Genomic DNA, 11,222 nt, shown 5'->3' with positions numbered 1-11,222 from the left:
AGCCGGCCCGGCGCGCGGAGCAAAGAGACGCAGGACCTTCACACGGCGGACGCAGAACCACCGCAGCCGCGGAACCACCGCGGAAGCCGAACCGCCGAAGACCCGGAACCACCGCAGACGCAGGACCATCACTGAGGGGGAGCAGCAGGTGAGCATGACGGCCTCCGCGACAAACACCGGAGCCGGAGGGCCGGGCCCGGGAGCCCTCCAGGGGGCGGGCACCGGCCTGGGCTTCTGCCGGGTCACCATCGTCGCGCCCGACAGCCGGATCGACGTGGCACTTCCCGACGACATCCCCGTCGCCGACATCTACCCGGAGATCCTGCGGCTCTCCCAGCAGAGCCCCGCCGAGGGCGCCCCGGTCGGCTACCACCTCGTACGCCGCGACGGAGCCGTCCTCGACAGCTCGCGCTCCTTCGCCGCCCAGCGGATCCTCGACGGCGAACTCCTCACCCTGCGCCCCTTCTCCGAGTCGCTGCCGCCCGCCGTCTTCGACGACGTCTCCGAGGCCGTCGCGTCCGCGGTGACCCGCGAACGCAGCCTGTGGAGCGGCGACCTGACACGGGCCGCCGGGCTCGTCGGCGGCGCCGTGCTGCCGACACTGCTCGCCTTCGTGGCCTGGACCGCCGATCCCCGCCACGACATGCACAGCCTGCCCGGCATCCTCGCGGGCGTCACCGGCGTGCTCCTGGTCGTCCTCGCGGCGATCCGCGCCCGCATCTACGACGACCGCGCCTCCGCGGTCGCGCTCGGGCTCGGCGCGCTGTCGAACGTGGGCGTCGCCGGCTCCGGGCTGCTCGCGGTCGCGCACGGCGAGGGCATCGGCAAGCTGCAGTTCCTGCTGGCCTGCGCCGCGGTCCTGGTCGCGTCGGTGATCCTGACGCTGTGCTCGCCGCGTGGGGACGGCCCGTTCGTCGCCTTCGTGTTCGCCTCCGCCATCGGCCTGGTCACCGTGTTCGTGGCCCTGCTCGTGCACTGGACGCCCACCGAGACCGCCGCGCTCTGCGCACCGGTCGCCGTCGGAGCCCTCGCCTTCCTGCCGGGCATGTCCATGCGCTTCGCCCGCATCCCGATCGGCTTCGACCCCCCGAACGCCACCCCGCGCAGCGCGTACGGCGCCGAGCCCGCCCCTCCGGAGCCCGTCGACGCCGGGCGCATCGAGGCACAGACCCGCCGCGGCCACGAACTCCTCGTCGGCCTCGTCGGCGGGTGCGCGCTGCTCGCCGTCGGCGCCTCGGCGGTGCTCGGCTTCTCCGACGACCTCTGGGGACAGCTGCTCGCGTTCGCGACCGGCGTCGCCCTCCTGATGCGGGCCCACCTCTTCCGTTACACCGCGCAGGTCGCTCCCGTGCTGGGCGCGGGCCTCGGCGCCCTCGTCCTGCTCGGCCTCGGCCTGGCGCTCCACCCGCCGCACTCCCTGGTGCGCGACGCCCTCGCCGGAGACCGCGCGGACCTGGACATCCGTACGATCTGGCTCGTCGCGGCGATCGCGGCGGCGGCCGGGCTGGTCACCGCGCTCGGCCTGATCCTGCCGCGCGGAGGCCTCACCCCGTTCTGGGGCCGCTTCCTGGAGATCGCCGAGAGCTTCGTGCTGCTCACCCTGATCCCGCTGGCCCTCGCGGTCTTCGACGTCTACGGCACGGCCCGCTCGATGACGGGCTGACCGGCCACGCGTCCCGTCGGCGACAGAGAAAGAAGAGGGCGGTCGGCCCACCGGCCGACCGCCCTCTCCGCCGTCCGCGCGGGCTACTCCGCCGCGAGGCCGCCGTTGTGCGGCGCCGGCTCCAGATCGAACTCGCCGTCCCGGGCCCCCAGCACGAAGGCCCGCCACTCCGCCTCCGTGTAGCGCAGGACCGTCTCCGGGTCGAGCGACGAACGCATGGCCACCGCACCCGCGGGCAGGTATGCGATCTCGACCCGCTCCTCGTGCTCCTCCGTGCCCGGCGCGCTCTGCCACTCGACGTCCGAGATGTCGAGCGCGTAGAGCTCGTCGCGCTCCCGCTCCTTGCGCGCCCTGACGTCCGCGTCCCTGACGTCGACGTCCCTGTCCGCTGCTGCCTCGGCCATGTTCGGACGGCCCCTTCCCCACGTACGGTTGACCTCTGCCGTCACCCTAGTGGCCGGACCGGCGTCGCCCGTGAGGTTCCGGGACCGGGGCGGACGCATCCGGCCAGGCTGGTACGCTGTGTGACGGCCGTTCGTGTACGCACCCCCGGAGCCCATGGCTCTGGAGGCCGCGCCCAGCGGATCCCCGCCTCCCGAGTAACGGAAGCTCCCCTGAGATGTGGACCAGGGGCACTCGGTGGCACATCAAAGACTACGAGGAGTACGCGTGTCGCTCGACGCCGCTACGAAGAAGCAGATCATCAGCGAGTTCGGTCAGAAGGAGGGCGACACCGGCTCCCCCGAGGTCCAGGTCGCCATGCTCTCGCGCCGCATCTCGGACCTGACCGAGCACCTCAAGACCCACAAGCACGACCACCACTCCCGTCGTGGTCTGCTGATCCTGGTCGGTCAGCGCCGCCGGCTGCTGCAGTACCTGGCCAAGAAGGACATCCAGCGCTTCCGTGCGCTGGTCGACCGCCTGGGCATCCGCCGCGGTGCGGCGGGCGCCAAGTAAGACGCCGTGAAGGGAGCGGTTCCCACCTCTTGGGAGCCGCTCCTTTTGCTGTACGTGCCCTGTACGTGCGGAGTGTCACCGACGCTTTGTAGTGTGGTAGCACAAGGACACACGCAGGACACAGCACGTACGACACAGCGTGACGACGCCCCACCCGCCGGGTAGGGACCGTCACGACAAACGAACGAGGAGAAGCGCACCTCGCCGCCGCCGGTCCTCGGTAGTGGCCCCCGGGAGAATGAGACCCCGGGTGCTTCGATCGAAGACCGGCCCGCACCAGACGGAGCGCTTCTCCGCCACCGTCCCCCTGCCACACGGGCAGGACGGGACGAAGACGAGGAGAAAACGCTAGTGGAGAACGAGACCCACTACGCCGAGGCCGTTATCGACAACGGTTCCTTCGGCACCCGCACCATCCGCTTCGAGACGGGCCGCCTGGCCAAGCAGGCCGCCGGCTCCGCCGTGGCGTACCTGGACGACGACACCATGGTGCTGTCGGCCACCAGCGCTTCCAAGAAGCCCAAGGACCAGCTCGACTTCTTCCCCCTCACGGTGGACGTCGAGGAGCGGATGTACGCCGCCGGCAAGATCCCCGGCAGCTTCTTCCGCCGTGAGGGCCGCCCCTCCGAGGACGCCGTCCTCACCTGCCGTCTGATCGACCGCCCGCTGCGCCCGTCCTTCAAGAAGGGCCTGCGCAACGAGATCCAGGTCGTCGCCACGATCATGGCGCTCAACCCCGACCACCTGTACGACGTCGTGGCGATCAACGCCGCCTCCGCGTCCACCCAGCTGGCCGGCCTGCCCTTCTCCGGCCCGGTCGGCGGCGTCCGCGTCGCGCTGATCAACGGCCAGTGGGTCGCGTTCCCGACGCACACCGAGCTCGAGGACGCCGTCTTCGACATGGTCGTCGCCGGTCGCGTCCTGGAGGACGGCGACGTCGCGATCATGATGGTCGAGGCCGAGGCCACCGACAAGACGATCCAGCTGGTCAAGGGTGGCGCCGAGGCGCCGACCGAGGAGGTCGTGGCCTCCGGCCTCGACGCCGCGAAGCCCTTCATCAAGGTCCTGTGCAAGGCGCAGTCGGACCTCGCCGCGAAGGCCGCCAAGCCGACCGCCGAGTTCCCGATCTTCCTCGACTACCAGGACGACGTCCTGGAGGCCCTCACCGCCGCGGTCAAGAGCGAGCTCGCCCAGGCGCTCACCATCGCCGGCAAGCAGGACCGCGAGGCCGAGCTGGACCGCGTCAAGGAGATCGCCGCCGAGAAGCTGCTCCCGCAGTTCGAGGGCCGCGAGAAGGAGATCTCCGCCGCGTACCGCGCGCTGACCAAGAAGCTGGTCCGCGAGCGCGTCATCAAGGACAAGGTCCGCATCGACGGCCGCGGCGTCACGGACATCCGTACGCTCGCCGCCGAGGTCGAGGCCATCCCGCGCGTGCACGGCTCGGCGCTGTTCGAGCGTGGCGAGACCCAGATCCTGGGCGTCACCACCCTCAACATGCTCCGCATGGAGCAGCAGCTGGACACCCTCTCCCCGGTGACCCGCAAGCGCTACATGCACAACTACAACTTCCCGCCGTACTCCGTCGGTGAGACCGGCCGCGTCGGCTCCCCGAAGCGCCGCGAGATCGGCCACGGCGCGCTCGCCGAGCGCGCGATCGTGCCGGTCCTGCCGACGCGCGAGGAGTTCCCCTACGCGATCCGTCAGGTGTCCGAGGCGCTCGGCTCCAACGGCTCGACGTCCATGGGCTCGGTCTGCGCCTCCACCATGTCGCTGCTGAACGCCGGTGTGCCGCTCAAGGCCCCCGTCGCCGGTATCGCCATGGGCCTGATCTCCCAGGAGATCGACGGCCAGACGCACTACGTCGCCCTCACCGACATCCTCGGTGCGGAGGACGCCTTCGGCGACATGGACTTCAAGGTCGCCGGCACCAAGGAGTTCGTCACCGCCCTCCAGCTCGACACCAAGCTGGACGGCATCCCGGCCTCCGTCCTGGCCGCGGCCCTCAAGCAGGCCCGCGACGCCCGCCTCCACATCCTCGACGTGATGATGGAAGCGATCGACACGCCGGACGAGATGTCCCCGAACGCCCCGCGGATCATCACGGTCAAGATCCCCGTGGACAAGATCGGTGAGGTCATCGGCCCCAAGGGCAAGATGATCAACCAGATCCAGGAGGACACCGGCGCCGAGATCACGATCGAGGACGACGGCACCATCTACATCGGTGCCGCCGACGGCCCGGCCGCCGAGGCCGCCCGCGCCACGATCAACGGCATCGCCAACCCGACCATGCCGGAGGTCGGCGAGCGCTACCTGGGCACCGTCGTGAAGACGACGACCTTCGGCGCGTTCGTGTCGCTGCTCCCGGGCAAGGACGGTCTGCTGCACATCTCGCAGATCCGCAAGCTCGCCGGCGGCAAGCGCGTGGAGAACGTCGAGGACGTCCTCGGTGTGGGCCAGAAGGTCCAGGTCGAGATCGCCGAGATCGACTCCCGCGGCAAGCTCTCCCTCATCCCCGTGATCGAGGGCGAAGGCGACGACGACAAGAAGGACGACACCGACCAGTGACGTCTCGTAGCTCCACGACGACGGCCCGCACCTCTTCGGAGGCGCGGGCCGTCGCCCGTACCCAAACCCTCATCAAGGGCGAGAACGGCATCGGTACGGTCCGCAAGACCACCCTCCCCGGCGGCCTGCGCATCGTCACCGAGACGCTGCCCTCCGTCCGCTCCGCGACCTTCGGGATCTGGGCGCACGTCGGCTCCCGCGACGAGACGCCGACGCTGAACGGCGCCACGCACTACCTGGAGCACCTGCTCTTCAAGGGCACGAACCGCAGGTCCGCCCTGGACATCTCGTCCGCCATCGACGCGGTCGGCGGCGAGATGAACGCGTTCACGGCCAAGGAGTACACGTGCTACTACGCACGCGTGCTCGACACCGACCTCCCGCTCGCCATCGACGTGGTCTGCGACATGCTCACCGGCTCGCTGATCGAGCAGGCCGACGTGGACGCCGAGCGCGGTGTGATCCTCGAAGAGATCGCGATGACCGAGGACGACCCGGGCGACTGCGTGCACGACCTGTTCGCGCACACCATGCTCGGCGACACCCCCCTCGGCCGCCCCGTCCTCGGCACGGTCGACACGGTCAACGCCCTCGGCGCCGACCGCATCCGCCGCTTCTACAAGAAGCACTACGACCCGACCCATCTGGTCGTGGCCTGCGCGGGCAACGTCGACCACAACAAGGTCGTGCGCCAGGTCCGTGCCGCCTTCGAGAAGGCCGGCGCCCTCCGGGAGGCCACCGCCGAGCCGATCGCCCCGCGCGAGGGCCGACGGGCCATCCGTACCGCCGGCCGCGTCGAACTGCTCGGTCGCAAGACCGAACAGGCCCATGTCGTCCTCGGCATGCCGGGCCTCGCCCGCACCGACGAGCGCCGCTGGGCCCTGGGCGTCCTCAACACCGCCCTCGGCGGAGGCATGTCCTCCCGCCTGTTCCAGGAGGTCCGCGAGAAGCGCGGTCTGGCCTACAGCGTGTACTCGTACACCTCTGGCTTCGCCGACTGCGGCCTCTTCGGGGTGTACGCGGGCTGCAGGCCGAGCCAGGTCCACGACGTGCTCAAGATCTGCCGCGACGAGCTCGACCACGTCGCCGAGCACGGACTGTCGGACGACGAGATCGGCCGTGCCATCGGCCAGCTCCAGGGCTCCACCGTCCTCGGCCTGGAGGACACCGGCGCGCTGATGAACCGTATCGGCAAGAGCGAGCTGTGCTGGGGCGAGCAGATGTCCGTCGACGACATGCTGGCCCGGATAGCGTCGGTCACCCCGGACGAGGTCCGTTCGATCGCCCACGACATCCTGGGACAGCGGCCGTCGCTGTCGGTCATCGGTCCGCTCAAGGACAAGCAGGCGGCCCGTCTGCACGAAGCGGTCGCGTAAATCCCGTCTCTGTTAGGAACGAAGCAATGAGCAAGCTGCGCGTGGCGGTCCTCGGTGCCAAGGGCCGGATCGGGGCCGAGGCGGTACGAGCCGTCGAGGCCGCCGAGGACATGGAGCTGGTGGCCGCGCTGGGCCGGGGCGACCGACTGGAGACCCTCGTCGACGCGGGCGCCCAGGTCGCGGTCGAACTGACCACACCGGACTCGGTGATGGGCAACCTCGACTTCTGCGTCCGCAACGGGATCCACGCGGTGGTCGGAACCACGGGCTGGACCGACGAACGCCTCGCACAGCTCACCACGTCACTGGCCGAGTCGCCGGGGACGGGGGTGCTCATCGCCCCGAACTTCTCCATCGGTGCCGTACTGACCATGAAGTTCGCCGAGATCGCCGCGCCGTACTTCGAGTCCGTCGAGGTCGTCGAACTGCACCACCCGAACAAGGTGGACGCGCCCAGCGGCACCGCCACGCGCACCGCCCAGCTCATCGCCGCGGCCCGGGCGCGTGCGGGCAGCGCCCCGCAGCCCGACGCCACGGCCACCGCTCTCGACGGCGCCCGCGGGGCGGACGTCGACGGCGTCCGGGTGCACTCGGTCCGGCTGCGCGGTCTGCTCGCCCACCAGGAGGTCCTGCTCGGCGGCGACGGCGAGACCCTCACCGTCCGCCACGACTCGCTGCACCACAGCAGCTTCATGCCGGGCATCCTGCTCGGTGCCCGCCGCGTGGTGAGCACGCCGGGCCTCACCTTCGGCCTGGAAAACTTCCTGGACCTCGGCTGAGCCGAGGGACGGGCACGGACGGACACGGACACCTGGCAGACATGCGCGCGAAGATCACCTACGCCGTCACGGCGGCCGTCCTGGTCGTCTATTTCGTCCTGGTCGGCAGCCGCGGCGTGCTGCTCATCCAGAACGGCACCCTGATCACCGTCACCTTCGGCATCGCGGTGCTGATCCTGCCGGTCATCGGTGTCTGGTTCCTCTGGAAGAACACCCAGTTCGTACGCAAGGCGAACCGGCTCGCGGCGGAGCTCGACGCGGAGGGCGGACTGCCCGTCGACGAGCTGCGGCGCACCGCGGGCGGCCGCATCGACCGCGACTCTGCCGACGAGGTCTTCGCCAGGCGCAAGGTCGAGACCGAGGACGCGCCCGACGACTGGCGCAGCTGGTTCCGCCTCGCCGTCGCCTACCACGACGCCCGGGACACCCCGCGCGCCCGCAAGGCGATGCAACGGGCGATCGCCCTGCGCGAGGGCAGGCCACCGGCGGAGGCCTGAGTCCGTCCGGAGGCCTGGGGGCGGGGCCCGGCTGGGCGCTCCGCCCCGGACCCCCGTTCGGCCTGGCGGCCTCGTCCTCCATCGCCGGACGGCCTGAGACCAATTGCCGGACGCGCTGAGATCAATTGCCGGACGCGCTGAAATTCTGCAGCCGGGGCCCGCATCATCAGCCCGTCCGGCGTTTGAGGACGAGCCCTTCGGGCGATGCGGGGTCCAGGGGGCGGCAGCCCCTTGGCGGGGTCTGGGGCGGAGCCCCAGAGACAGGACGAACGAAAACCGAGGCGTCCGAGCCCGCGGCGGGCCCCGGCCCCCCGGGGGACACCGAGGTCCGGCCCGAGGCATACCGCAGAGTCCGGGCGCGGAGGGCCCGGAGACACGACAAAGGGGCCGCCCCGCACGACGCGGACCGACCCCTTCGTTCGTCAGGCCCCGGCTCACCCCGACCGGTACTCGTCGGCCCAGACCTCGACGGCGTCCGCCGCCCGGTCGAAGGCCTCCGGGCGCGCGAGGAAGTCGGAGTTGTGCGAGGTCAGCAGCGGCGGTACGGCATCGGCCGCCCGGTCCCTGCGGACCAGGATCAGCGCCTGCCCCTGCACCGTGCGCGGCAGCCCCAGCCAGCGCACCGGCTGCTGCACGGTGCGCACGGCGACGACCTGCTCCCAGGGCGCGGTACTGGTGGTGAGGAAGCCCACGCGGCGCAGCCCCCGGGCGCTCACCCAGACGCCCATCCGCAGCAGCCGCAAGGCGCCGAGGACGACGATCACGGAGACCAGCAGACAGACCACGGCCGCGGAGCGGCTGCCGGCGAACGCGGTGATCACGGTGGCCACGAGCACATAGGACGCGAGCAGCAGAATCAGCGCGGCGAACGCCACCCGCCACGGGCCCGGCCGGTAGGGGCGACGCCACTGGTCGCGGTCGTCGAACGGCAGGGCGAGATCGTCCGCAGCCTCGTCAAAAGCACGGTCCGCCGTAAGGAAGGGCAGGGGCACGACTGATCCTCACTCAATCCACGCATGGGTATGCCCGGTGAGGCTATCGAGCCGGGTCCCCGCTCACCACCCTCGGGGGTCCGGAAGAGTCAGCGGCCGTCCGACGCCTCGGAGTGCTGCGTGTGGGCGGGCGACGGATCCTGCGACAGGGCGGGCATGCCGAGGATCAGGGACCCGACGAGCCCGGCGGCCAGGGTGAGTCCCGTGAGCCACCGCCCGGCTATCTGGCCGGCGGAGGCCCGCTCGCGCGGTGGGGGAGTGACATTGCTGCGGAAGTTGTCGGCTTCGGCGATGAAGGCGAACGGTACGGGCTCGCGCCGACGGAACATGGGGACTGCGTCTCCTCTGGAGTCTCGAAGAAATCTCTGTCACCAACACAGACGTACGAATGCCCTCAATGGTGCCCAGTTTCGCCGAATTCATTGCGGCAAGGCCCGAACGCCCTGGTATCGGCGCCCCGTAGAGTGGCCGCGTTGCAAGCTGTGATGGGAAGGACCCCCCGAATCGTGACCGAAACCCCCGCCGACGATCTCAAGATCGACCTCCGCAGCGACGTCACCGTCGAGCTGGTGAAGCACTCCGCGGCCGACTCCGACGTGCTGTTCGCCGCCCGTGTCTCCACCGTCGGGGAGCAATCCCTGGACGAGATGGACAAGGACCCGGAGCGCTCGAAGGGGTTGATCAACTACCTGATGAGGGACCGGCACGGCAGCCCCTTCGAGCACAACTCGATGACGTTCTTCATCAGTGCCCCGATCTTCGTCTTCCGCGAGTTCATGCGGCACCGCGTGGGCTGGTCGTACAACGAGGAGTCCGGCCGGTACAGGGAGCTCCAGCCGGTCTTCTACGTCCCGGACGGGTCGCGCAAGCTGGTCCAGCAGGGCCGTCCCGGGAAGTACGTGTTCGTCGAGGGCACCGCGGAGCAGCGCGAGCTCGTCGCGGGCGCCATGGAGGACTCGTACCTCGCGTCGTACCGGACGTACCAGGAGATGCTCGCCGCCGGTGTCGCCCGCGAGGTGGCCCGCGCCGTCCTCCCGGTCGGCCTCTTCTCGTCGATGTACGCCACCTGCAACGCGCGCTCCCTGATGCACTTCCTCGGTCTGCGCACCCAGCACGAGCTCGCCAAGGTCCCGTCCTTCCCGCAGCGGGAGATCGAGATGGTCGGCGAGAAGATGGAAGCGGAGTGGGCCAGGCTCATGCCGCTCACGTACGCGGCCTTCAACGCCAACGGTCGTGTGGCGCCGTAGGGCGCTCCCATGCGCCTTCCGGCACAGATGTACGGATCAGCCGAGCGAGGTGTCCGTATTGCGGCATTTCGAGAAGTTCATCTAGCCTGATCAAACGGACCCGGCACTGCTTGAACCCCCGAGCAGGCAGTGCCGGGCTCCGCATTTGTCGTGCTTTGTCGTGTCCCCCGAGGGCAGACCCGGCCCTGAGCAGCGAGTAGCGTGTTACCCATGGCTCCGACCTCCACTTCGCAGACCCCCTTCGGACGGGTCCTCACCGCCATGGTCACGCCCTTCACGGCGGACGGCGCACTCGACCTCGACGGTGCCCAGCGGCTCGCCACCCACCTGGTGGACGCAGGCAACGACGGCCTGATCGTCAACGGCACCACCGGCGAGTCACCGACCACCAGCGACGCGGAGAAATCGGATCTCGTACGGGCCGTGCTGGCGGCGGTCGGCGACCGTGCCCACGTCGTCGCGGGCGTCGGCACGAACGACACCCACCACAGCATCGAGCTCGCCCGCGCCGCCGAGAAGGCCGGCGCGCACGGCCTGCTGACCGTCACGCCGTACTACAACAAGCCCCCGCAAGAGGGCCTGTACCGGCACTTCTCGGCCATCGCCGACGCCACCGAACTGCCGGTGATGCTCTACGACATCCCCGGCCGCAGCGGCGTACCGATCAGCACCGAGACGATCGTCCGCCTGGCCGCGCACCCGCGCATCGTCGCGAACAAGGACGCCAAGGGAGACCTCGGCCGGGCCAGCTGGGCCATCGCCCGCTCCGGTCTCGCCTGGTACTCCGGCGACGACATGCTGAACCTGCCGCTGCTCTCCGTGGGCGCGGTCGGCTTCGTCTCGGTCGTCGGCCACGTCGTCACGCCGGAGCTGCGAGCCATGCTCGAGGCCTATGTCGCGGGCGACGTGCAGAAGGCCACGGAGATCCATCAGAAGCTGCTTCCGGTCTTCACCGGCATGTTCCGCACCCAGGGCGTCATGACGACGAAGGCCGCGCTCACCCTCCAGGGTCTGCCTGCCGGGCCGCTGCGCGCCCCGATGGTCGAACTGTCACCCGAGGAGACCGCTCAGCTCAAGATCGATCTTGCTGCCGGCGGGGTACAGCTCTAAGTACAGACTTCACAACTGAATACGTACGACAAC

At 70.1% G+C, this 11,222-nt stretch carries 11 protein-coding genes; 8 read left to right on the top strand and 3 right to left on the bottom strand.

Translation table 11 applies throughout. From position 1 onward, the window contains the following. The first annotated feature begins 148 nt into the window (after positions 1 to 148). A complete protein-coding gene (gene eccD, locus OG199_RS13395) occupies positions 149 to 1,663 on the top strand; it encodes a type VII secretion integral membrane protein EccD (protein ID WP_405829646.1) in 1,515 nt (504 codons plus the stop codon). Between the two features lie 83 nt (positions 1,664 to 1,746). On the opposite strand, the gene OG199_RS13390 is transcribed toward eccD, so the two are convergent. Then, a complete protein-coding gene (locus OG199_RS13390) occupies positions 1,747 to 2,067 on the bottom strand; it encodes a DUF397 domain-containing protein (protein ID WP_266701867.1) in 321 nt (106 codons plus the stop codon). Between the two features lie 265 nt (positions 2,068 to 2,332). On the opposite strand from OG199_RS13390, the gene rpsO reads away from it, so the two are divergent. From rpsO to OG199_RS13365, 5 genes are all read left to right on the top strand, one after another. Further along, positions 2,333 to 2,620, top strand: a complete 288-nt coding sequence (gene rpsO / locus OG199_RS13385) for a 30S ribosomal protein S15 (RefSeq protein WP_037741887.1) — start codon at positions 2,333 to 2,335, stop codon at positions 2,618 to 2,620. Between the two features lie 351 nt (positions 2,621 to 2,971). After that, positions 2,972 to 5,188, top strand: a complete 2,217-nt coding sequence (locus tag OG199_RS13380; RefSeq protein ID WP_266701869.1) for a polyribonucleotide nucleotidyltransferase — start codon at positions 2,972 to 2,974, stop codon at positions 5,186 to 5,188. Next, the gene (locus tag OG199_RS13375) at positions 5,185 to 6,564 is read left to right on the top strand and encodes a pitrilysin family protein (protein ID WP_356803149.1); all 1,380 of its coding nucleotides are present in this window, start codon (positions 5,185 to 5,187) and stop codon (positions 6,562 to 6,564) included. The genes OG199_RS13380 and OG199_RS13375 overlap by 4 nt, the downstream gene beginning before the upstream one ends. 26 nt (positions 6,565 to 6,590) lie before the next feature. Beyond that, positions 6,591 to 7,343, top strand: coding sequence for a 4-hydroxy-tetrahydrodipicolinate reductase (dapB, locus tag OG199_RS13370; RefSeq protein WP_356803151.1), 753 nt, complete (start codon positions 6,591 to 6,593; stop codon positions 7,341 to 7,343). Between the two features lie 41 nt (positions 7,344 to 7,384). Continuing rightward, positions 7,385 to 7,840 (top strand): hypothetical protein, encoded by a 456-nt coding sequence (locus tag OG199_RS13365; protein WP_356803153.1) that lies wholly within the window; start codon positions 7,385 to 7,387, stop codon positions 7,838 to 7,840. 434 nt (positions 7,841 to 8,274) lie between these two features. On the opposite strand, the gene OG199_RS13360 is transcribed toward OG199_RS13365, so the two are convergent. Further along, entirely contained in the window at positions 8,275 to 8,832 is a 558-nt protein-coding gene (locus OG199_RS13360; protein ID WP_405829643.1) for a hypothetical protein, read from the bottom strand. Positions 8,833 to 8,921: 89 nt separating this feature from the next. After that, the gene (locus OG199_RS13355; protein ID WP_356809282.1) at positions 8,922 to 9,161 is read right to left on the bottom strand and encodes a hypothetical protein; all 240 of its coding nucleotides are present in this window, start codon (positions 9,159 to 9,161) and stop codon (positions 8,922 to 8,924) included. A 177-nt stretch (positions 9,162 to 9,338) separates the two neighbouring features. On the opposite strand from OG199_RS13355, the gene thyX reads away from it, so the two are divergent. Both thyX and dapA read left to right on the top strand, forming a co-directional pair. Then, positions 9,339 to 10,079: an FAD-dependent thymidylate synthase gene (thyX, locus tag OG199_RS13350; protein WP_356809283.1), complete on the top strand. Its 741-nt coding sequence runs from the start codon at positions 9,339 to 9,341 to the stop codon at positions 10,077 to 10,079. A 210-nt stretch (positions 10,080 to 10,289) separates the two neighbouring features. Then, the gene (gene dapA, locus OG199_RS13345; protein WP_356809284.1) at positions 10,290 to 11,189 is read left to right on the top strand and encodes a 4-hydroxy-tetrahydrodipicolinate synthase; all 900 of its coding nucleotides are present in this window, start codon (positions 10,290 to 10,292) and stop codon (positions 11,187 to 11,189) included. Positions 11,190 to 11,222 lie beyond the last annotated feature (33 nt).

Source organism: Streptomyces sp. NBC_01176, assembly GCF_045039825.1.
In the GTDB taxonomy this organism is placed as follows: domain Bacteria; phylum Actinomycetota; class Actinomycetes; order Streptomycetales; family Streptomycetaceae; genus Streptomyces.
Note: the sequence above shows the minus strand (reverse complement) of the source record. Positions and strands in the feature narration are given on the sequence as shown.